Here is a 22,000-nt window from a genome sequence, read left to right as displayed (position 1 = left end):
GCCCTTGGGTGGGGGGTTACCCCACCTCCCTCAAAGCCACTCGCCCTTGATCATCTGGCGGTAGATCTGCGCCAGCCAGCTGTCTCCCAGCACCTCGGGCTTCAGCCCCTGCCGGGTCAGCAGCTTGTAGCTGTCCTCGTACCACTCGGTCGACTGGTAGTTGTAGCCAAGGATCGCTCCCGCCGTCTGCGCCTCTGCGGTCAGGCCAAGGGACAGGTAGGATTCGACCAGCCGGTGCAGCGCCTCGGGCGTGTGGGTGGTGGTCTGGAAGTCCTCGACCACCACGCGGAACCGGCTGATCGCCGCGCCGAAGTGGTCGCGTTTCAGGTAGTAGCGCCCGATCTCCATCTCCTTGCCGGCGAGGTGATCGAAGGCGAGGTCGAATTTCAGGATCGAAGAGCGCGCATATTCGCTGTCGGGATAGCGCTCGATCACCGTGCGCAGCGCCTGCAGGGCCTGGAAGGTCAGCCCCTGATCGCGGCCCACCAGTTCGATCTGGTCGTAGTAGGACAGCGCCAGCAGATACTGCGCGTAGGCCGCGTCCTCATCCGCCGGGTAGAAGTCGATGAACCGCTGCGCCGAAGAGCGCGCGTTATCGTATTCGCGGTCCTTGTGATAGGCGTAGGCCTGCATGATCAGCGCACGCTTGGCCATCTCGGAATAGGGGTACAGCCGTTCCACTTCGCCGAAGTAGAAGGCCGCGTCGCCCCAATCCTTGGCGTTGATCTCGTATTCGCCACGCTCGAAGATCTGCTTGGCGGTATAGGATTCCAGCGGCGTGTTGCCCGGCCCCTTGTCGCGGGCGCCGTCACCGCCGCATCCGGCAAGAAACAGGGTGATCATGGCCGTCACGGCCACCAATCCCGTCGATCTGCCCCCCGTCATGTCCGCCACCCCTGCTGTTGTCCGACCCGTCAATAAGGCCGTCTTGGCGAAGGGTCTAGCACATTAATTTCCGGTGCAAAACGCCTGTTGATGCCTTTTCTGCGCAGCATCTCGCCCAAGCCCCGCGCTTAGGCGACGGCGGGAATCTCGGCCTGCCGGACACCCGCGCCCGGCAGCCGGGCTGCGGTGGATTCGTCCACGATCACAACGCGATAGGCCTCTGGCGTGGCAAAGAGCGCATGCAGCAGCGCATTGGTCATGGCATGCCCCGCCTTGTCCCCCTCGTAGTGGCCGAGGATCGGCATGCCCGCCAGCGCGAGATCGCCCAGGGCATCGAGCATCTTGTGGCGCACGGCCTCGTCGGCGTGGCGCAGACCGCCGGGGCTGAGCACCTTGTCGCCATCCACGACGACGGCGTTCTCGTAGGTGCCCCCCAGCGCCTTGCCCACCGCCCGCATGGCGTCGACATCGGCGGCGCGGCAGAAGGTGCGGCTGTCGCAGAGCTCGCGCACGAAGGTGCCGTTGGCAAGGTCCAGCCGCTTCGACTGCTCGCCGATGGCGGCATCCGGGAAAGCGATGCGGAAATCCATCGACAGCCCGTCCCCCGTGGCCGGCGACAGCCGGGCCAGCCCGTGCTGGGTGCGGACCTCGACCGGCGCAATGATCTCGATCGCCCGCAGCGGCTTGCCCAGTAGGCGGACGCCGCGGGACACGATCCCGCGCACGAAGGGCGCGGCAGAGCCGTCGAGGATCGGCACTTCGGGGCCGTCGATCTCGACAAGGGCGTTGTGCACGCCGCAGCCCGCCAGCGCGGCCATCACGTGTTCGATGGTCGACACAGAGACCCCGGCGCGGTTGACGATGCGCGTGCACAGCGGAGAGACCTCCACCTGATCCCAGAGGGCCGGGATGCAGGTATCGCCAAGGGCGATGTCGGTGCGGCGGAACCGGATGCCGTGATCGGCGGCGGCGGGACGGATGGTCAGCCGGGCGGGTTCGCCGGAATGCAGACCGACGCCGTCGAAAGATACGGATGAACGCAGGGTGGTTTGCACGACAAACCTCCGGTTGACCTAGAAAACTTCGCACTCCCCCCACGGAAGTGCGACCTTGAAGGGTAGATAGGGTATGGGGGGGCGGGCTCTCAAATCAAAGATTGCAACCGAGTGAAACATCGGCCCGAAAGCCATCGGCAGAACCCCGCCCAATACCCCAGATAGACCGATCAAGGCACTGATAACAATCCACTTTTAAAGACGAACAGGGAGGGGAAAGACCCCTGATGGCGGCGCCGGAAAGTGCGTGTCACCCCTGCTTTGACAGGCCTCGAAGGCCCCGGATTTTCGCCGGGACCGGGCCAGCCGCGCCCCGCCGGAATGTCGGGACATGGCCTGCCGCTGTCTTCACCGGGCTCTCCTTCCACAAAGAAAAGCGCCCCCCGGATCGTCCGGGGGGCGCTTTTGTTCGGGGTCCGGTCTCTGGCGGGTCAGTTGGCCTGACGACGCAGGAAGGCGGGGATTTCGATCCGGTCGTCTTCGGCATCCGTATCGTGCTGCTGCACCGGGGCCGGCGACGGGCGCGACTGCATGGTCGGCTGCTGGCGCCGCGCCTGCGGCGCCTGCCCGCCGTATCCTTCGCTCTGGCCGGTCATCCGACCGATCAGCGAATTGACAGAGAAGCGCGGCTTGTCTTCGGCGTGCTGCTGCGGCGCGGGACGGGCTGCGGCCTGCTCTTCACGCTGGCGCGCGGCGGCGGCCTTCAGCCGGTCCATGGTCTGCGGGCTCGGCGTGCCGGGCACGGCATTGCGGGGCGCCACGTAGTCCTGCGGATCGGCCTCGATGGTGTCCGGCTGCGGGCGGAACTCGGCCACCTGCGGCTGGTAGGCGGGCGGCGGCAGGCCGTCGTCCTGAGCCACCGGCTCGGGCTGATAGTGCTGCTGCGGCTCTTCGTACTGCGCCGTCTCTTCAATGCCCGAGAACAGCGAGGGTTCGGGTTCCGGCGCGTGGGTCGGAGCCGGGGCGGCTGCAGGCGCCTGAGCGGCAACCGGTGCGGGCTGCGGCGCGGGCGCCGCGGCCTCGGGCTGAGCCACCTCGGTCGACTGCGGCAGCGGCGTGCGCAGCGACCGGCGCGGCACCGGCATGTCGCCGACGTTGTCGGAGGCATCGATGCCGGTCGCCACGACGGACACGCGCATCCGGCCACCCATGCCTTCGTCCAGCGTCGAGCCGACGATGATGTTGGCGTCCTGGTCGACCTGCTCGCGGATGCAGTTCGCGGCTTCGTCCAGTTCGAAGAGGGTCAGGTCGTGGCCGCCGGTGATGTTGATCAGCACGCCCTTGGCGCCCTTGAGGCTGATCTCGTCCAGCAGCGGGTTCGCTATAGCCTTCTCGGCTGCCTGGATCGCGCGCTCTTCGCCCTCGGCCTCGCCGGTGCCCATCATTGCCTTGCCCATCTCGTCCATCACGGCGCGGACGTCGGCAAAGTCGAGGTTGATCAGGCCCGGACGGACCATCAGGTCGGTCACACCCTTCACGCCCTGGTACAGGACGTCATCGGCCATAGAGAAGGCGTCGGTGAAGGTGGTCTTTTCGTTGGCAAGGCGGAACAGGTTCTGGTTCGGAATGATGATCAGGGTGTCGACCATCTTTTGCAGGGTCTCGACACCCTCTTCCGCCTGCTTCATCCGCTTGGCGCCCTCGAACTGGAAGGGCTTGGTCACGACGCCGACGGTCAGCACGCCCAGCTCACGCGCGGCCTGCGCGATGATCGGCGCGGCGCCGGTGCCGGTGCCGCCACCCATGCCTGCGGTGATGAAGCACATATGCGCCCCGGCAAGGTGGTCGACGATCTGCTCGATGCTCTCTTCGGCGGCGGCGGCACCGACAGAGGGACGCGCGCCCGCGCCCAGCCCTTCGGTCACCTTCACGCCCAGCTGCACGCGGCTGGCGGCCTGGCTTTGCTGCAGCGCCTGCGCATCGGTGTTGGCGACAACGAAATCGACACCCTCGAGGTTCTTGTCGATCATGTTGTTGACGGCATTGCCGCCTGCCCCGCCCACGCCGAAGACCGTGATACGAGGTTTCAGTTCGTCCTGTCCGGGCATGGAGAGGTTCAGTGCCATGAATATGTCCGCCTGTGTCTTTGTCACCCAACTGCCGGACCTGTCGTCGGTCCGTTATTGTCAACTCTAGCCGCTGTTAACGCGGGCGTCATCAGAAAAACAGCAGATTTCTACCAAATCGGCCACATTCCTGCCGCATTTCTGCGAGTTTTCGCCGAGACCGCCATATCGGGTATTTGCGGGCGCCCCGGACACAAGCATGCCGACAGAGGCCGCGAGACCTGCGGTGCTTGTCCAGTCGATCCAATGGGGGTCTGCCCGACCCGTGTCAGCCTCGGATGGCCCCTCTGCGGGGGTGTTATGCACATAGTAATCCACAGGCGCCCGAAGGTCACGCCCGAAAATGCGGAAAGGCGCCCGTTGCGGCGCCTTCCCTCCCGTCAAGCCCGCGCGGCGGCGCAGGGACATGGCGCCTCGGGACCGCGCCCGGCGCGTCGGCCCGGGCCTCGGCCCGCTTCGTCAGGTCGCGGCTTCGGCCTCGCGATGGCCGCCTTACACGGCCTCGGCGTCGGTTCTCTGCAGGACGAAAAGCCATGCCGGGATGTTCTTGTTGGCCTTGGCCTCGACCTCGATGATGTCGGCCAGCGCGTAGCGGCCCCGCCCCCACTGGAAGATCAGGTAGGGCATCACCATGGGATGCGCGCCGAAGGGATCCTTGGCCCCGGCTTCCTGCGCGGAATGGCCCATGGTGTGCTCGATGTAGATGCAGCCCTTCGGCTGGATCTGCCGGGCCCAGCTGGCCAGCGCCTTCTGCGGCTCCATCGCCTGATCCAGAGAGTTGGTATAGACGAAGTCGAACCGGCCCTCCCACTCGGGGTTCGGATCGTGGAAATCCCAGGTCACCATGTGGTCGAACTGGGTCGCGGTGTCCGAGATGTCGGTCCCGATCACGTCGCCGTCCAGCGCCCGGCGCAGATGCGCAACCTCAAAGCCGTTGCGGGCACCGTGGCAGATGCCGCTCTTGCCCAGCCCGCGCGCGCGCAGGTCCGCCACCACGCGGTCGAGCACGGTTTCATCCGCCCAGACCTTGTCCAGCTTGCGCTTGTTGTGGTGGATCTGCGTCTTGCGATACTCGTCGTAGCCGCCCGGATAGTCATGCAGGTAAACCGCCTGATCGGACCGATCGGGCGTCTTGCCGCCTTTGCCAAGCAGCTTCTTGAGAAAACTCATCTGAACAGCACCTTGTTACCAGTTCTCGCGGAACCACTGCACGGCACGCTTCAGGCTGCGCGCGGGCAGCCGGTCGACCGGCAGTTCGAAATCCCACCATTCGTCCTGCGGATGCGCCGCGAAAAGGCACAGGCCCACCGCACTGGCAAAGCCCGGCCCGGTCGCCGCCTGCGGCAGGCCATGCACGCGCAGCGGGCGGCCAAGGCGCACCTGCTGGCCAAGGATCTTGGAGGCGAGGCCGTCGAGGCCGGGGATCTGGCTGGCCGCGCCGGTCAGCACGATCTGCTGGCTGGGCAGGTGGTCGAAGCCCGCCACGTCCAGCCGCACGCGCACCTCTTCGAGGATCTCCTCGACACGCGGGCGCATGATGCCGATCAGCTCGGCGCGGCTGACGGTGCGGCGGTCGTGTTCCCAGTCACCGGTCTCGCCGCCGGTCTCGATCATCTCGCGGTCGTCCATCCCGGTGGCCACGACGCCGCCATAGAAGGTCTTGATGCGCTCGGCGGTGGCCATCGGCACCTGCAGCCCCATGGAGATATCAGAGGTCACGTGGTCGCCGCCCATCCGCACGGTGTCGGCATAGATCATGTGCTTCTTGATGAAGATCGACAGGCCGGTCGCGCCGCCGCCCATGTCGATGCAGGCCGCGCCCAGTTCCTGCTCGTCCTCGACCAGCGCCGAGATGCCCGAGACATAGGCGGAAGAGGCCAGACCCGCCAGTTCCAGATCGCAGCGTTTGACGCAATAGGCGAGGTTCTGGATCGCCTGCGCGTCGACGGTCAGCATGTGCATGTCGCAGGACAGCTCGTTGCCGATCTGACCGCGCGGGTCGATCAGGCCAGAGCGATGGTCCAGCGCGAAGTTCACCGGCTGCGCGTGCAGCACCTCGCGCCCGTGGCCGAAGTCCGGCGCGTCGCAGGCCGAGAGCACCCGGGCCACGTCCTGCTCGTCCACCGTGGTGCCCATGACCTCGACCTGCCCGGCCAGCCCGTAGCTGCGCGGCTCGGCGCCCGAGAAGGCGGCGATGACATGGTCGACCCGGATGCCCGCCATCTTCTGCGCCGCCTGCACGGCGGTGCGGATCGCGCGCTCGGTCTCTCCCATCGAGTGGATCTCGCCGAAGCGCACACCCCGCGACCGCGTGGTCGCCGCGCCGATCACCCGAAAGCCGGACTGCCCGGCCAGCGACCCGATGCCGTCGTCGCTGGGGTCGGTCCCGTCGAAGCGCAGCACGAGGCAGGCGATCTTCGAGGACCCGACGTCCAGGATCGCCACGACACCGCGCTGCATGGCGGCGCGGCGCATGTTCCGCATGGCCCTTTGGGATTCGTACAGCTCGATCATTGTTATTTGTCCCCACCGGCTTTGGATGCCTTGACGCGCCAGAGTTCCTGCAAGGCGTCGTCGCTCAATCTGATGGTCGGGCGATGCGGCAGCCGAAGATCGACCGACAGCAGATCGCGCGACAGAAGTTTGACATGCGGCGCCAGCGCCAGCGCCGTCACATGCTCCAGCGCCCGCACGGCGCCGTTCTCGGGCAGAAGGATGCGCTGATCCCGGTCCAGCACCGCATCCCAGCGCCGGGCGCCCATGCGTTCGAAGCCGCGCAGCCGCCCCTGCAGGGGCTCCGCCGCCCGATACAGCGCCAGCGCCTCGGAAACGACCTCGCGCATGCTCAGCCGCAGCGCCTCGGCGCGCCGCCGGTCCGCATCGGACAGCGTCGCCGAGCGCGCCGCCAGAAGCGCCGCATCCTCGGGGCGCAGGATGTCGCCGGCGATGACCGGCAGCTCGGCGTGTTCCATGCGGCTGCCCGCCGGTCCGACCGTGACCCCCTCCTCGTCCAGCAGGAACAGCCCGTCCGCGGCACGCCACAGCACCACCGGCTGCCGCTCGACCACGTCGACCTGCAGGACTCCGCTCTGCCGGATGCGCAGATCGGCCGAGCGGACGGCATCCAGCGCCGCCACCCGGGCCTGCATCTCGGTCAGGTCCAGCTCGAAAGAGCTGATCGGGAAATCGACCGGGATCTCGGCCCGGATCGCCTGGGCCACCGGCACAGAGGCGCCGTCGACCGCCATCAGCTTGACCTGGAACTCGGGGCGGTTCTGCACCGCCGCCTGCACGTCGCTGACCATCAGGTTGAAGGCCTCGCGGTTGGCCTCGGTCGAGAACCACAGCGAGGCGCCGCCGAAACACAGCGCGACGGGCAGCCCGACCCGCAGGGTGAAGCGGAACAGCGGCGTCAGCATCAGCCGCTCCATCCGGTAGCGCATGCGCGAGACGCGCGGGTCCAGCCGCGCCATCTGCGGACCGTCGTGGTTCACCTCGACCATGCCGCCCCCCCGGTTTCCGCCAGCAGGCGCGACCAGACCGCGCCGTCGCGCCGCCCCGGGCGCGCCGGGGCGCCGGTCATCCAGACCCCCGTGCTTCTTCTTGGCCCAAATACCCCGAAACCGCAGCCGCCGCGCAGCGCGCCCTCGGCCCATGCCGCGAACCCGGTGCTTCTTCTGTGCACAAACACCCCGGCGCCCCGGCCCGCCTGCGGCACCCTCGTCAGCGATCGCATGAGGCATCCTCCACCATCCAGGCGCAGAACCGGCCGAAGCTCAGGCCGACCAGCCCGGCGTGCTCGGGCGAGAGCGAGGTCGGCGTCATGCCCGGCTGGGTGTTGGTCTCCAGCAGGATCAGCCCGTCCAGGCCCCGGTCCTCGTCCCAGCGGAAATCGGTGCGCGACACGCCCCGGCACCCCAGCGCCCGATGCGCGCGCAGCGCGTAGTCGAGGCAGGCCTCCGTGATCTCGGCGGGGATCTCGGCGGGGCAGACGTGGCGCGACCCGCCCGCCTTGTACTTGGCGTCGTAGTCGTACCAGCCATCGGTCACGATATCGGTCACCCCAAGCGCGCGGTCGCCCATGACCGTGGTGGTCAGCTCCCGGCCCGGCGCGAAGGCCTCGACCATGACCACCCCGGGCATGTCCTCGGACAGGCGCGGCGGCGTGTTGGCGCCCTTGTCGACGAGGTAGACACCCACCGAAGAGCCTTCGTTGTAGGGTTTGACCACATAGGGCGGCGCCATGACATGCCGCGCCATGACCTCGGCCTTCTCGGCCAGCAGGCTCTCGCAGACCGGCAGACCGGCGGCGCGGTAGACCTGCTTGGTCCGCTCCTTGTCCATGGCCAGCGCCGAGGCCAGCACGCCGGAATGGGTATAGGGCAGCCGCAGCCACTCCAGCATGCCCTGCACGCAGCCGTCCTCGCCCCAGCGCCCATGCAGCGCATTGAAGACCGCGTCGGGCTTCAGCGCCTGCAACCGGGCGACCAGGTCCGGCCCAGCATCCACCTCGGTGACATCATATCCTTCGCCCCTCAGGGCGGCGGCACATTCCCGACCGGAAACCAGCGAGACCTCGCGTTCAGCCGAGGGTCCGCCCTTCAATACCGCCACCTTCGGGAGTGTCCTGCTCGACATCCCAAACCGCCTCTTCCGGCGCGACGACCGTTCCGTCGCTGCGCACTTCTATGCAGCTTATATGGTGCTGCCTGTCTTCTGCCGGGGCCGTTTTCCGGCCCATTTTTTCGCCCGGACCGCGTGGGGTCCGACCTTGTCAGGGCCGGTTTCGGCCCAATCTTGGCGGGTCGCGCAGTTACCCTGCTTCGCCGACCCGCATGATTTCCCAGTGTAACTCTATTCCGCTGTGTTGGAAAACCCTTTTTCGCACTTCCTCGCCAAGTGATTCGAGGTCCGCCGCGGTGGCCCCCCCGGCGTTGACAAGGAAGTTCGAATGCTTCGGGCTCACCTGCGCGCCGCCCAGCGTGGCACCGCGCATTCCGGCCTCGTCGATGACCTTCCAGGCCTTCAGATCGTGCACGTCATCCGCCCGCCCGGTCGAGGAGAACCCCGCCGGGTTGCGAAAGGTGCTGCCGGCGGTGCGGTCCTTGGTGGGCTGGGTCTCGTCGCGCTTCTTCAGCTGCGCCTCCATGCGCGCGGCCAGCGCGGCAGGATCGCCCGGCAGCCCCTCGAAGACCGCCTCGACGATCACCGCGCCCTCGGGCAGGCTGCTCTGCCGGTACTGCAGGTCCAGCGCGGCGGCGTCCAGCACCGCCTCGCGACCGTCGCGCAGCACCACCGTCACCGCCTTGAGGTGATCGGCGGTATAGGTGCCGTAGCATCCGGCGTTCATGCGCACGGCGCCGCCGATGCTGCCGGGGATGGTGCGCAGGAAGGTCAGGTCGACGCCCGCCTCGGCGGCGCGCTTGGCCACATGGGCGTCCAGCGCCGCGGCACCCACGGTGACCCGCCTGCCCTCGACCGAGATCCCGTTGAAGCCCCGGCCCAGGCGGATGACCACGGCCCGCAGCCCGCCGTCCCGCACGATCAGGTTGGACCCGACGCCCATCGGAAAGACCGGCACCGCCGGATCCAGCGCCGCCAGGAAGGCCTTCAGGTCCTCTCGGTCGGCGGGCTGGAACAGCCAGTCGGCGGGACCGCCGACGCGCAGCCAGGTCAGGTCGTTCAGGGGACGGTCCGGGGTCAGCCGGCCACGGGTCTGGGGCATCTGGATCATGGGCTTGTGCTACGCCGCCGGACGCGGCAGGGCAAGCCCGAGCGGCGGGGACCCGCGCGACCGGGCCGGGCAGGCCACCTGGAGGCGGGAAGACCTGCCCGGGCACGGCGCCCCGATGCCGGGGCCGCCGGGCTACGCCGCCTGCCGGGCGCCCGGGTCGAACCGGCCCGCCAGCGCGCCGAGGCCAAGCGCGACGAGGCCCGGCAGCACCGCACCCCAGATCAGCAAGGTGTAAAGCAGAACATCGAGGCCGGGCGTGGTGGCCTCGCGCCAGAAGGCCCAGCCACCCAGCGCCACCAGCAGGGCGGCCAGTCCGGCCAGCACATCGCCCCGCCCCCGGGACAGCGCCTGGTGGCCCGCGATGAGGGCCAGGAAGAAGGCTGCAAACGGTACGGCAAGAAGCATGGCGGCAATCTCTTCGATGTCGGGACAACTGTGCGTCCGCCGCAGCGGTTCCCATAGTCCGGTATCCCCGACCCCCGCGCCCGGCGGGATGCGCCCGCGGGTGCGGCCAGGGCCGAAGCGGCTTCGAAGCCGCTTCAGCACCGCGCGGCAAGGCACCCGATGGCGCCCCGACGCAGGGACAGGCAGGCCCGAAGCGATGCCGGTGGCTGCCGGGCGGGAAGCGGCTTCGAAGCCGCTTTCATCCCACCGAAACCGCGCTCTGCGGCCCGGCTGCACCGGAAAGCGGATCGCCCGCGCGGGACGGATCACCCGCCAAGCCCGCTGACCCCGGGTCAGACCCCGCTCAGCCCGTCGTGCGCCGTTTTACCCATGCACCGAGGTAGCGCAGGGGCCAGCGCAGGATGCTCATCCCCGCAAAAAGCACGATCAGCCCGATCCACGGCCCGTTTTGGTAGGTGACATAGCCCAGCAGCGGGATGCCCACCCCGATCAGCCAATAGGCCCGGGTCCAGTGATCGTCTCGCGAGGGGAGAATTGCCAAGACATTGGCCGCCACCGCCCAGAGGCAGGCCAACATGAGTGAGATGGTCATGGCCGTCCCTTTCCTGTTGCCCCCCAGGCGCCGCAACTATGCGCGCCAGGCTACGCCGGGGCAAGAGCGCAAAGGTGGGATTGTCGCGAAAAATGCCCCTGCGAAGGCGCCTGCCGCCCTCTTGTGCGTTTGAGCCGGGGCATATCCCCCGGGCTTCGTGCCACCTCGGGCTGCCGGGGACCGGCCGGAGCGCCCCGGCCCTACGCGCCCCGACGCCCCGACGATCCGCCCGGCGGGCGAGATCGGCGCGGTCTCGCCAGCTCTCAGGATCGCGGCGAACAGCGGAGCGACGACAGGCGGGCACCCCGCCGCCTGCGCCCCCAGAAAAAAGGGCCGGCATCGCAATGCCAGCCCGCAAGCGCAGAGGGAAAGGCGCATGACCGGCAGGACAGGAACCCACCCCTCCCCTTTAACGCCAGCCGGGGCCTCAGCCCTTCAGACGCTCCGGCAGGCCATTGGCCCAGGCACTGATCGTCCCCGCGCCGAGGCAGACCACCATGTCGCCCGGCTGGGCCTGCTCGCGCACCAGCCGCTCCAGATCGTCCTCGTCGCGGATCGCGCGGGCATGGCGGTGGCCGTGGCGCACGAGGCCCGCGACAAGGTCGTCGCGCGTGGCGCCGGGGATCGGATCCTCACCGGCGGCAAAGACCTCGGCAATCGCGACCACGTCGGCCTCGTTGAAGCAGGTGCAGAACTCGTCGAAGTGATGCGACAGGCGCGAGTAGCGGTGCGGCTGGTGCACGGCGATCACGCGCCCCTCGGTCGCCTGACGGGCGGCCTTGAGCACGGCGGCGATCTCGACCGGGTGGTGGCCGTAGTCGTCGATGACCGTCACGCCACCCACTTCACCCACCTTGGTGAAGCGCCGGTTGACGCCGCCGAAGGCGGCCAGCGCCGCGCGGATCTCATCCGCCGACATGCCCAAGTGGCGCGCCACGGCAATCGCCGACAGCGCGTTCGACACGTTGTGGTCGCCCGGCATCGGCAGGGCGCAGCCCTCGATCACGTCGCCCGAGACCTGGAAGGCGACGTCGAAATGCGCGACGCCCTTTTCGTAGCGCAGGTTCACCGCGCGCACGTCCGCCTGCGCGTTGAAGCCGTAGGTGGTCACGCGGCGGTCGGTGACACGGCCCACCAGCGCCTGCACCTCGGGGTGATCGGTGCAGCAGACCGCCAGCCCGTAGAAGGGGATGTTGGACACGAAGTCGTAAAACCCCTGCCGCAGGTTCTCGATGGTGCCCCAGTGCTCCATGTGCTCGGGGTCGATATTGGTCACGATGGCGATGGTCGCGGGCAGACGGTTGAAGGTGCCGTCGCTCTCGTCGGCCTCGACCACCATCCACTCGCCCTGTCCCATCCGCGCGTTCGAGCCATAGGCGTGGATGATCCCGCCATTGACCACGGTCGGATCGAACTGCCCCGCATCCAGCAGCGTGGCGACCATGGTGGTGGTCGTCGTCTTGCCGTGGGTGCCCGCGATGGCAATGTTGGACTTCAGGCGCATGAGCTCGGCCAGCATCTCGGCCCGGCGCACGACGGGCAGGCCACGGCGGCGCGCCTCGTCCAGCTCGGGGTTGCCCGGCTTGATCGCCGAGGAAATCACCACCACGTCGGCGCCTTCGAGGTTCTCGGCCCGCTGGCCTTCGAAGACGCGCGCGCCCATCTCGGCCAGCCGTTTGGTGATCTTCGAGGCCTTGAGGTCGGAGCCCTGCACCGAATAGCCGTGGTTCAGCAGCACCTCGGCGATGCCGGACATGCCGATGCCGCCGATGCCGACGAAGTGGATCGCCCCCACGTCTCCGGGCAGCTTGGTCGCCCCCGTCATGACCGCCGCCCGCTCAAGCTCCAGGTCCTTCATGTCCCATGCCCTCGTTTTCTTGTTCTGCCTGTAGGTAAGGCCTTGTCCCGGCCAAGTGTTCCACGAGGGCCGCCAGTTCCTCGGCGGCCTCGGGTTTGGCGACGCTCAGCGCCGCCCTTTGCATCTGGATCGCGCCGCTTTCGTTCGACAGGATCGAATGGATCGCCCCGGTCAGGCTTTCGATGGTCAGCTTCGTCTCGGGAATGCGGATCGCCGCGCCCGCCTCGACCAGCGCGCGGGCATTGGCGTTCTGGTGGTCGCCGGTGGCATGCGGATAGGGGATCAGAATCGACGGCCGCCCGATCACCGCGATATCCGCCACCGAAGAGGCGCCCGAGCGCGAGATCACCAGCTGCGCCTCGGACATCCGCGCGGGCACGTCCTGAAAGAACGGCTGCACATCGGCCTGAAGCCCGTTCTCGGCGTAATAGGTGGCGACGCGGTCGCCGTCCTCGTCGCGGGCCTGATGACTGACACGCAGGTTCTGCACCATCTCCAGCGGCAGCCCCGCCAGCGCCGGCGGCACCACGTCCGACAGTGTCCGCGCGCCCTGGCTGCCGCCGATCACCAGCACCGACATCGGGTAGGGTCCGGGCGCGATATAGCCCGCCGCCGCCCGTTCCAGCACCGCCATGCGGACCGGGTTGCCGGTGTGGAACGCCTCGACGCCCTCTGGCAGCGTGGTCGGCCATGTGCCGCAGGCCACCGCGTCGACCTTGTCGGCGAAGAAGGTGTTGACCTTGCCCAGCACGCCGTTCTGTTCATGGATCATCCGCGGCAGCTTCAGCAGCCGCGCCGCGCCAAGCGCGGGGATCGAGGGATAGCCGCCGAAGCCCACGACCACCGAGGGCCGGTCCCGGCGCATCCGCCGCGCCATGGACAGCACGCCGCCGGCGATGCGGAAGGGCACACCCAGCTTGGCCAGCGGGCCGCCCCGCGCGAAGGTCGCGCTGGCGACCTGCTCGATCTCGACCGAATGGGGAAAGCCGCCGGTGTAGCGCGCCCCGCGCGCGTCGGTGGACAGCTTCACCCGCCAGCCCCGCCGCAGCATGATCTCGGCCAGCGCCTGCGCGGGGAACATATGCCCGCCCGTTCCGCCCGCCGCCATCACCAACAGAGGCCTTTGCCCCGCCATTCCACCATCTCCCGTGCCCGCGTTCGGGGCCTGTTATACCACAGCCTGCCCCGGGTCCATCATCGCGGGATCAGCGGCACCTTTCCGCGCATCCGGGCCCGCAGGCAGGGCCCCGGCGCTGTCTCAGGCCTGCCGCCGTCCGCGCAGGATGTCCCCGATCTCGCCCTGCGGACGGGCCCGGGTGAAGGCCAGCAGCATGCCGACGGCGATGCCGCCCGCGATCAGCGACGAGCCGCCGTAGCTGACGAAGGGCAGCGTCATGCCCTTGGCGGGCAGCAGGCGCACCGCGACGCCCATGTTGATCATCGCCTGCACGCCGAACATGGCCGCAAGGCCGGTGCCCGCGAGGCGGATGAAGGGGTCGCGCTCGCGCATCAGCCGGATGAAGCTGCGCACCACGATGGTCGCGTAAAGCGCCAGGATCGCCAGAACCATGACAAGGCCGTATTCCTCGGCGGCGACAGCGATGATGAAGTCGGTATGCGCGTCGGGCAGCGACCATTTCACCTGCCCCTCGCCCACGCCGACGCCGAAGAAGCCGCCCTCGCGGATCGCGTTGGTGGCATAGCCAAGCTGGGTGGTCGGGTCGACATCCGGCGACAGGAAGCCGTCGATCCGGCGGGCAAAGTGCTCGGAAGAGTTATAGGCCAGCATGCCGCCCATGACGACCAGCCCGGCCAGACCGACCAGCAGCATCATCGGCGCACCGCCCACGAACCACATGACACCCCAGCCGAACAGCACCAGCGCAGCCTGACCGAAGTCGGGCTGCACCGCCAGCATCATCACGATCGCGAAGCACAGGACAAAGGAATACAGCCGCCCCGGCGGGCCGCCAAGCTCCTGCCCCGCGGCCATCATCCAGGCCGAAGCGATGACGAACATCGGCTTCAGGAATTCCGAGGGCTGCAGCGAGGCGAAGCCAAGGCTGTACCAGCGCACCGCGCCCTTGCCGAAATCGGTGCCGAAAAACGGCAGCATGGCCAGCGCCACGAAGGTCACAAGGAAGCCGATGACCGCAAGGCGCCGCACCATCAGCGGCGTCATCATCGAGGTCAGGAACATGGCGATCATCGCCAGCCCGCCGAAGAAGGCCTGCCGCTGCACGTAGTGGAAGGGGGTCAGCCCGTTGCGCTCGGCCAGCGGCGGAGAGGCCGCCAGCCCGAGGAGGATCCCCATCCCGAACAACATCAGGATGCAGGACAAGGCCCATTTGTCCACCGTCCGCCACCACTTGGGGAGGACCGGCTCGCCACCCTTCACGGGTACCGTGCCATAAACCATCTCTGTCATGAGAGCACCGCTCGACTGCCTCGAAAAACGCCCGGTTGTCCGGGTCTGTGGTCCAGTCTAGCCGAAGCCGCCCGGTCAAGCCAGAAAAATCCCACTCTGGCAGGGCGGTAGCGAATTCTTTGAAAGAATTCGGCCCGTTTTCCGCGCCGGAAAACGGCGCCCCGCGCGGTCCTTCGGCCCCTTCCCAAGCGCGCGCGGCTGGCATAGAGGGCAGGCCATGCAAGTCCGCACCCTGATCCTTGGCGCCGGCGCCGCCGGCATGATGGCCGCCGCCCACGCCGGCCCCGGCACGCTGGTCGTCGATCACGCGGCCAGCCCCGGCGAGAAGATCCGCATCTCCGGCGGCGGGCGCTGCAACTTCACCAACCTGCACTGCGGGCCAGAGGCCTTCCTCGGCGCCAATGCGCATTTCCACAAATCCGCGCTGGCGCGCTACAGCCAGTGGGATTTCCTCGACCTCGTCGGACGATACGGCATCGCCTGGCACGAAAAGACGCTGGGCCAGCTGTTCTGCGACGGCAAGGCCACGCAGATCGTCGACATGCTGCGACAGGAGATGACGCAGGCCGGGGCCGATCTCTGGCTGAAGACCACAGTGGCGGGCGTGACCCATGCGGACGGGCGCTTTCGCGTGGCGCTGGACCGCGAGGGACGGCGCGAGACCGTCACCGCCGGGGCGCTGATCCTTGCGACCGGGGGCAAATCGATCCCCAAGATGGGCGCCACCGGCCTTGCCTACGACCTCGCCCGGCAATTCGGCCACGCCATCACCGAGACCCGCCCCGCCCTCGTGCCGCTGGTCTTCGAAAAGGGCCGCTTCGCCGGGATCTCGGGCGTCTCGACCCCGGCGCGGCTGTCGAACGACCGGGCGGGCTTCGACGAGGCGCTGCTCTTCACCCACCGGGGCCTGTCCGGGCCGGCGATCCTGCAGATCTCCAGCTACTGGCGCGAGGGCGAAGAGATCGTCGCCAACCTCTTTCCCGGCACCGATCTGTCGGAGGTGCTGAAATCCGCCCGCGCCGCAGAGGGCCGCCGGTCGCTGACCACCGAACTGGCCCGGCACCTGCCGCAGCGCCTTGTTGCGCATCTGGGCGAGAGCCTCGACCTGACGGGCAATCTCGCCGACCTCTCGGACCGCCGGATCGCCGCCCTGACCGAAAGCCTGACCGGCTGGCGCCTGAAGCCCGCGGCGAGCGAGGGCTACCGCACCGCCGAAGTCACGCTGGGCGGCATCGACACCGACGGCTTCGACAGCCGCACGATGATGTCGAAGACCCTGCCCGGCCTCTATGCCATTGGCGAGGCGCTGGACGTCACCGGCTGGCTGGGCGGCTACAACTTCCAGTGGGCCTGGGCCTCGGCCATGGCCGCCGCCCGGCATCGCGCGGGCTGAGGGCGCCGGGCGGGCGCAGGGTCTTCGACGAAGACCCTGCCCGCAGACGCAGTCTTCGTCGAAGACTGCGTCGGCACCCCGCCGCTACCCCATCCGCGCGCGGCACCAGACCGCGTCGTGATCCGACAGCGGTCGGCCCGCCGCATCCAGCGAGGAGACCACCGCGCCCTCCAGCGGCGACAGCCCGCGCCCGGCGAACCAGTCGAGCTTCATCACCCGCTCCGGGTGCGGGGTGATCAGGCTGGGGCGCGTGGTCATGCCCTCGGCGGTGAAATCCCAGTGGTAGCCACGGGCCTCGGCCTCGGCGAACAGCGTCTCGCGGCGCCAGTCGAAATCGGGCGGAAGGTGGTTGCCGGTGTTCAGGTCGCCGCCGATCAGCACCGGCAGGCCGGGGGCGAACGCCTCTGCCCCGTCCAGCAGAACCGCCATCTGCCGCGACCGGTGCGCGGCGTCGGCATTGCTTTCAAGATGGGTGGAGACAACGCAGAGCGGCCCCGCCGCCGTCTCGACCACCGCGGCCAGCGCCATGCGCCCGCCAAGGCGCGGCTGCTCGGGGTCGGCGCCCGCCGCCGCGCTGTACCAGTGGCCGTGATCGTCCAGCCGGATCAGCGTCACGGCGCGCATCGGCACCCGCGACAGGATTGCGTTGCCGTGCCAGCCCAGCCTGTTGAAATCATCGGTGCAGAAAGGCCGCTCGGTCGGGCCGCCAAGGCCCATCTCGAAGAATTCGACCCCGTAGGCATAGGTCATGCCCAGGGCCCGGGCCATTTCTGCGGTCGTGTGGCGCTGGCCGGTGCGGGCCATGCCGTGATCCATCTCGGACAACAGCAGCAGGTCCGGCGCGAAACGCTCCAGATGCGCAGCGCTGTCCTCGGGGAAGAGGCAGCGTTCGAGGTTCCACGCCACCACCGACAGCACCGCGGGCAGGGTTTCGACGGAGGCCGTGCCGCCGGTTTCGACGGCGGCCATCGCGGGCACCTCGGCCATCAGCGCGCGGTGGACCCCGGCGGTGCGCGGCCCCGCCAGCAAGGCCGCGCGCTGCGCCACGGTCACCGGCGGCAGGCTGTCCAGACGCGCGGTCACAGCCGGTGCCCCGTCTGAGGGTCGAAGAGCGCCAGCGCCTCGCGCGGCAGGGCCACGCGATGCCGGCCGCGCGTGATCGGGGAATCCTTCAGCACATGCGCGGTGAAGGGCTGGCCCGCCACCTGCCCGTGCAGCAGCCGGTGCGCGCCCAGTTCCTCGACCAGCGCCACGTCGAAGGTCGCCTCGCCATCGCCGATGCGCACGTCCTCGGGGCGGATGCCCAGCGTGATCGGCCCGCTGCGCCCGCTGGGCGCGGTCAGCACCGCCGTGCCATCCGCCAGCCGGACCGCACCCTCGGCAAAGCTGGCCTCGATCAGGTTCATCGGCGGCGCCCCCATGAAGGAGGCCACGAAGGTCGAGGCCGGCTGGTGGTAGATCTCGGAGGGCGTGCCGATCTGCTCGATGCGCCCGCCGTTCAGCACCACGATGCGGTCGGCCATGGTCATCGCCTCGACCTGATCGTGGGTGACGTAGATCGCCGTCACGCCAAGGCGCCGCTGCAGGGCCTTGATCTCGATCCGCATCTGGTTGCGCAGCTTGGCATCGAGGTTCGAAAGCGGCTCGTCGAAGAGGAACAGCGCGGGGTCGCGCACGATGGCCCGGCCCATGGCAACCCGCTGGCGCTGGCCGCCCGACAGCTGCGCGGGCTTGCGGTCGAGGTAGTCGGTCAGGTTCAGCATCCGCGCCGCCTCTTTGACCTTCTCGGCGATCTCGGCGGCGGGTGTGCGGCGGTTCTTCAGCCCGTAGCCGATGTTCTTGCGCACCGTCATATGGGGATACAAAGCGTAGTTCTGGAACACCATGGCGATGTCGCGGTCCGCCGGGTCGACGGTGTTGACGACGCGCTCGCCGATGGACAATTCGCCCTCGGTGATCTCTTCCAGCCCCGCCACCATGCGCAGAAGCGTGGACTTGCCGCAGCCCGAAGGCCCGACCAGCACAAGGAACTCTCCGTCCTCGATGCGGAAGGAGCAAGGCTTCACCGCCTCGAACCCGTTGGGGTAGACCTTGCGCAGCTGCTCCAGCGTTACCGTCGCCATCTTTTCTGTCCTTTCCTGTCGCCCGCGCGGCTGGCCGCGATCCGGGCGCCGGCCCGTCGCGGCGGGGCGTCTTGTCGTTGACCGCCGGACCCGCGCGGGTCCGCGGGTGTCACTTGTCGGAATCCGTCAGGCCCTTCACGAACCAGCGCTGGAAGAAGACCACCACCGCGACCGGCGGGATCACCGCCAGCACCGCAAGGATGTTGGATCGCCCGAACTCGGGAATATGCCCACCCTCAAGGCTTTGGGTGATCTGCTTGATCCCCTGCACCAGGGTGAACTTGCCCTCTTCGGTCGAAACCATCGTGGGCCAGAGATACTGGTTCCAGCCGTAGACGAACATGATGATGAACATCGCCGCGATCATCGTGCGCGACAGCGGCACGAGGATGTCGACGAAGAACTTCACCGGTCCGGCGCCGTCGATCTTCGCCGCCTCGACCAGTTCCTCGGGGACCGACATGAAGAACTGCCGGAAGAAGAAGGTCGCCGTGGCCGAGGCGATCAGCGGCACGATCAGCCCGGTCCACGTGTTCAGCAGCCCCAGCTTCTGGGTGATCTCGTAGCTGGGCACGATGCGCACCTCGAGCGGCAGCAGCAGCGTGGTGAAGATCAGCCAGAAGGCCAGCGTGGCGAAACGCAGGCGGAAATAGACGATGGCATAGGCCGCCATCATGGCGATGACGATCTTGCCCACCGCGAAGCCGAGGCCAAGGATCATCGAGTTGCGGAACATGTTCAGGCCGGTGGTCTCGCCGGAATAGCTCATCGAGCCGAAGAGCGCCTTGTCCAGGTTGGCGCCGAAGCGGTCGCCGATCTCCAGCGAGGGGCCCGAACGCAGGATCTCCGCGTCGGGGATGGTGCTCATCTGCACCAGCATCAGCAGCGGCGCGATCATGAAAAGCGCGCCTGCGATCAGCACCGCGTGGTTGACCACCGCGCCCCAGCGAAAGGGCGCGCGGTGGATCTTGGGACGGGTCGCGGGGGCGGCTTGGGTCATATCTGCCATGGGGTCGCCTCAGGTATAGTGGATGCGGCGTTCGACCATCCGGAACTGGAAGATCGTCAGCGCCAGCACGAGGACCATCAGCACCACCGACTGCGCCGAGGATCCGCCGATGTCCTGCCCCCGGAAGCCGTCGAGGTAGACCTGATAGACCAGCGTCACCGGCATATCGCCCGGGTTGTTGCGCAGGATCGTGTCGATCATCCCGAAGGTCTCGAAAAGCGCGTAGGTGATATTGATGATCAGCAGGAAGAAGCCGGTCGGCGCCAGCAGCGGGAAGGTCACCGTCCAGAACCGCGAAAAGCCCGAGCGGTTGTCGATCAGCGCCGCCTCGCGCACCGCGCGGGGGATCGACTGAAGCCCCGAGAGGAAGAAGATGAAGTTCACCGGCACCTGCTTCCAGATGCTTGCCACGATCATCGCGAAGGCGGTGTCGTGGTAATCCAGCCGGATGCGGATGTCCCAGCCGAACTGCGAGAAGAACTCTGTCAGCGGGCCCCAGCGCTGGTTGAAGACGATCAGCGCGATGAAGCCCGCCACCGGAGGCGCCACCGCGTAGACCCACATCAGCAGCGTGCGATAGGTCTTTGCCCCGCGCAGCACGGTATCGGCCTTGACCGCCAGCAGCAGCGCGATGCCCAGCGAGAACAGCGTCACAACGCCGGAGAACCAGACCGTGAACCAGGCGTTCCGCATGTACTGGGCGCTGTCCCAGAGCCGCGTGTAGTTCTTCAGCCCGACGAAGGTCTGCCCCAGTCCGAAGGGGTCTTCGAGGTAGAAGGACGAGCGCAGCGCCTGCCATGCGGGCCAGTAGAAGAACAGGCAGATGATCGAAAGCTGCGGCACCAGCAGCAGCATCGGCAGCCAGCGGTTGTCGAATCCGGCGCGTTTCATAGGTGTTTCCAGAACGGGGAAGGGCCGCGCGCTCGCGGCCCTTCGGTTTCTCGGGTCAGGCTCAGTTGGCGGTCTGGGCGAAGCGGCCCAGCAGCTCGTTGCCTTCGGACTCGATGGTGGCCAGCGCGTCCTCGATCGAGGTCTCGCCGTTCAGGAAACGCGACAGCTCGCGGTTCTGGACGTCGCGGATCTGCACGTAGAAGCCCATGCGGTAGCCGGCGGTGTTGTCGCCCGGCTGAAGCATCAGCTGCTTGATGCCGGTTTCGGCGGCGGGGAAACGCTCGTAGTGGCCGTCTTCCTTGGCCAGCTCATAGGCGGCTTCGGTGATCGGCACATAGCCGGTTTCGCGGTGCCACATGTACTGCACCTCGGGCGAGGTCAGGTACTGGAAGAAGGCGGCCGAGGCGGCGTTCTCTTCGTCCGACTTGCCCGCCATGGCGAACAGCGAGGCGCCGCCGATGAAGCTCTGGTAGCCCTCTTCGGTGATCGAGGCCCAGTAGGGCAGATAGGTCGAGGCCCACTCGAAGGGCAGGTCCATCGCGGTCAGGCCGCCGAAGTCACCCGACGAACCGATGTACATGGCCGCCGAACCGTCGTTGAAATGCGCCTGGTTGTCGTCCCACGAGGTGCCGTGGAAGCCGAAGAGGCCCGCGTCCAGCCATTCCTTCACCTTGGTGAAGTGCATGGCCATCTCTTCCGAGTTGATCAGGATCTCGGTGCCCTCGGCGCCGTCATAGCCGTTGTTGTTGGTGGCAAACGGCAGGTTGTGGCGCGAGTGGAAGTTCTCGACGAATTCCCACGGCAGGTGCGTCTGCACCAGCGGCACGTAACCGGCGTCCTTGATCGCGGGGGCGGCGGCCTCGAATTCCTCGTAGGTCGCGGGGGCTTCGACACCGGCGGCGGCCAGGGCGTCGATGTTGTAGTACAGAACCGGCGAGGACGAGTTGAACGGCATGCCGATCATCTTGCCGTCGCTGTCGGCGTAGAAGTAGCGCACGCCGGCGATGTAATCCTCGATGTCGAAGTCGACGCCGTTCTGGGTCAGCAGGTCCTGAACCGGGATCGTCGCGCCCTTGGCGCCGATCACGGTGGCGGCACCGGCGTCGAAGACCTGCACGATGTTGGGCTGCTCACCGGCGCGGAATGCGGCGATGGCGGCGGTCAGGGTTTCCTCGTAGGAGCCCTTGAAGACCGGGGTGATGGTGTAGTCGTCCTGCGATTCGTTGAAGCCCGCGGCGATCTGGTTCACGACGTCGCCCAGATGGCCGCCCATGCCGTGCCACCAGGTGATTTCGGTCTCGGCCACGGCGGCCGTCGCCGTCAGCGCGAAACCCGCTGCGGCGGTGAACTGGATGAAGTTTCTCATGTCTCTCTCCGGTCAGGGCGCGGGCGCACGAAGGGCCCTGCGCTTGTTGCCGCCGGGCACCTGGCCCGCGCGGCGAATGGATCGGGATTTCCCCTGCGTCTCACGCCGCCCTGCCCCGTTTGACCGGGGGCCGGGCCGCGCTCCAGGCTGCTCTAGGAGGGGGGCGTGATGCCTAGGTGACGGTTTTCTGACAGT

General features: G+C 68.0%; 19 protein-coding genes. 1 reads left to right on the top strand and 18 read right to left on the bottom strand.

All coding sequences use genetic code 11. From position 1 onward, the window contains the following. Positions 1 to 30: 30 nt before the first annotated feature. The 13 genes from ACN5KJ_RS12480 to ftsW all read right to left on the bottom strand — a co-directional run bounded on the left by ACN5KJ_RS12480 (position 31) and on the right by ftsW (position 15,023). Entirely contained in the window at positions 31 to 885 is an 855-nt protein-coding gene (locus tag ACN5KJ_RS12480) for an outer membrane protein assembly factor BamD (RefSeq protein ID WP_347165388.1), read from the bottom strand. Between the two features lie 128 nt (positions 886 to 1,013). After that, positions 1,014 to 1,940 carry a UDP-3-O-acyl-N-acetylglucosamine deacetylase gene (gene lpxC, locus ACN5KJ_RS12475; protein WP_347165390.1) on the bottom strand — a complete coding sequence of 309 codons (927 nt, stop codon included), beginning with the start codon at positions 1,938 to 1,940 and terminating at the stop codon, positions 1,014 to 1,016. Between the two features lie 431 nt (positions 1,941 to 2,371). After that, on the bottom strand, positions 2,372 to 4,006 hold the full coding sequence (gene ftsZ, locus ACN5KJ_RS12470; RefSeq protein ID WP_418594320.1) for a cell division protein FtsZ: 1,635 nt from the start codon (positions 4,004 to 4,006) through the stop codon (positions 2,372 to 2,374). 492 nt (positions 4,007 to 4,498) lie between these two features. Further along, positions 4,499 to 5,176 carry a hypothetical protein gene (locus ACN5KJ_RS12465; protein WP_347165394.1) on the bottom strand — a complete coding sequence of 226 codons (678 nt, stop codon included), beginning with the start codon at positions 5,174 to 5,176 and terminating at the stop codon, positions 4,499 to 4,501. 15 nt (positions 5,177 to 5,191) lie between these two features. Next, the gene (ftsA, locus tag ACN5KJ_RS12460; protein WP_418594319.1) at positions 5,192 to 6,520 is read right to left on the bottom strand and encodes a cell division protein FtsA; all 1,329 of its coding nucleotides are present in this window, start codon (positions 6,518 to 6,520) and stop codon (positions 5,192 to 5,194) included. Between the two features lie 2 nt (positions 6,521 to 6,522). Continuing rightward, positions 6,523 to 7,509 carry a cell division protein FtsQ/DivIB gene (locus tag ACN5KJ_RS12455; RefSeq protein WP_418594317.1) on the bottom strand — a complete coding sequence of 329 codons (987 nt, stop codon included), beginning with the start codon at positions 7,507 to 7,509 and terminating at the stop codon, positions 6,523 to 6,525. 220 nt (positions 7,510 to 7,729) lie between these two features. Then, positions 7,730 to 8,644 carry a D-alanine--D-alanine ligase gene (locus ACN5KJ_RS12450; protein WP_418594316.1) on the bottom strand — a complete coding sequence of 305 codons (915 nt, stop codon included), beginning with the start codon at positions 8,642 to 8,644 and terminating at the stop codon, positions 7,730 to 7,732. A gap of 175 nt (positions 8,645 to 8,819) precedes the next feature. Next, complete coding sequence (gene murB, locus ACN5KJ_RS12445) at positions 8,820 to 9,740, bottom strand: UDP-N-acetylmuramate dehydrogenase (protein ID WP_418594314.1); 921 nt, start codon at positions 9,738 to 9,740, stop codon at positions 8,820 to 8,822. Between the two features lie 132 nt (positions 9,741 to 9,872). Then, on the bottom strand, positions 9,873 to 10,145 hold the full coding sequence (locus ACN5KJ_RS12440; RefSeq protein ID WP_418594313.1) for a hypothetical protein: 273 nt from the start codon (positions 10,143 to 10,145) through the stop codon (positions 9,873 to 9,875). 343 nt (positions 10,146 to 10,488) lie between these two features. Then, positions 10,489 to 10,737 carry a DUF2484 family protein gene (locus ACN5KJ_RS12435; protein ID WP_418594311.1) on the bottom strand — a complete coding sequence of 83 codons (249 nt, stop codon included), beginning with the start codon at positions 10,735 to 10,737 and terminating at the stop codon, positions 10,489 to 10,491. 427 nt (positions 10,738 to 11,164) lie between these two features. Next, positions 11,165 to 12,562: a UDP-N-acetylmuramate--L-alanine ligase gene (murC, locus tag ACN5KJ_RS12430; protein WP_418594458.1), complete on the bottom strand. Its 1,398-nt coding sequence runs from the start codon at positions 12,560 to 12,562 to the stop codon at positions 11,165 to 11,167. 13 nt (positions 12,563 to 12,575) lie between these two features. Beyond that, a complete protein-coding gene (locus ACN5KJ_RS12425; protein ID WP_418594309.1) occupies positions 12,576 to 13,730 on the bottom strand; it encodes a UDP-N-acetylglucosamine--N-acetylmuramyl-(pentapeptide) pyrophosphoryl-undecaprenol N-acetylglucosamine transferase in 1,155 nt (384 codons plus the stop codon). Between the two features lie 123 nt (positions 13,731 to 13,853). Continuing rightward, positions 13,854 to 15,023 carry a putative lipid II flippase FtsW gene (ftsW, locus tag ACN5KJ_RS12420; protein WP_347165401.1) on the bottom strand — a complete coding sequence of 390 codons (1,170 nt, stop codon included), beginning with the start codon at positions 15,021 to 15,023 and terminating at the stop codon, positions 13,854 to 13,856. A gap of 217 nt (positions 15,024 to 15,240) precedes the next feature. On the opposite strand from ftsW, the gene ACN5KJ_RS12415 reads away from it, so the two are divergent. Beyond that, positions 15,241 to 16,416: an NAD(P)/FAD-dependent oxidoreductase gene (locus ACN5KJ_RS12415; RefSeq protein ID WP_418594307.1), complete on the top strand. Its 1,176-nt coding sequence runs from the start codon at positions 15,241 to 15,243 to the stop codon at positions 16,414 to 16,416. Between the two features lie 84 nt (positions 16,417 to 16,500). On the opposite strand, the gene ACN5KJ_RS12410 is transcribed toward ACN5KJ_RS12415, so the two are convergent. The 5 genes from ACN5KJ_RS12410 to ACN5KJ_RS12390 form a co-directional block, all read right to left on the bottom strand. Then, positions 16,501 to 17,499 (bottom strand): endonuclease/exonuclease/phosphatase family protein, encoded by a 999-nt coding sequence (locus ACN5KJ_RS12410; protein ID WP_418594305.1) that lies wholly within the window; start codon positions 17,497 to 17,499, stop codon positions 16,501 to 16,503. Continuing rightward, positions 17,496 to 18,539 (bottom strand): ABC transporter ATP-binding protein, encoded by a 1,044-nt coding sequence (locus ACN5KJ_RS12405; protein WP_418594304.1) that lies wholly within the window; start codon positions 18,537 to 18,539, stop codon positions 17,496 to 17,498. The genes ACN5KJ_RS12410 and ACN5KJ_RS12405 overlap by 4 nt, the downstream gene beginning before the upstream one ends. A 109-nt stretch (positions 18,540 to 18,648) precedes the next feature. After that, complete coding sequence (locus ACN5KJ_RS12400) at positions 18,649 to 19,548, bottom strand: ABC transporter permease subunit (protein WP_418594303.1); 900 nt, start codon at positions 19,546 to 19,548, stop codon at positions 18,649 to 18,651. Positions 19,549 to 19,557: 9 nt separating this feature from the next. Then, positions 19,558 to 20,439 carry an ABC transporter permease subunit gene (locus ACN5KJ_RS12395; RefSeq protein WP_347165408.1) on the bottom strand — a complete coding sequence of 294 codons (882 nt, stop codon included), beginning with the start codon at positions 20,437 to 20,439 and terminating at the stop codon, positions 19,558 to 19,560. 61 nt (positions 20,440 to 20,500) lie between these two features. Then, positions 20,501 to 21,805: an extracellular solute-binding protein gene (locus ACN5KJ_RS12390; RefSeq protein ID WP_418594301.1), complete on the bottom strand. Its 1,305-nt coding sequence runs from the start codon at positions 21,803 to 21,805 to the stop codon at positions 20,501 to 20,503. Between the last annotated feature and the right edge of the window lie 195 nt (positions 21,806 to 22,000).

The sequence above is a fragment of the Ponticoccus sp. (in: a-proteobacteria) genome, from assembly GCF_048381735.1.
Note: the sequence above shows the minus strand (reverse complement) of the source record. Positions and strands in the feature narration are given on the sequence as shown.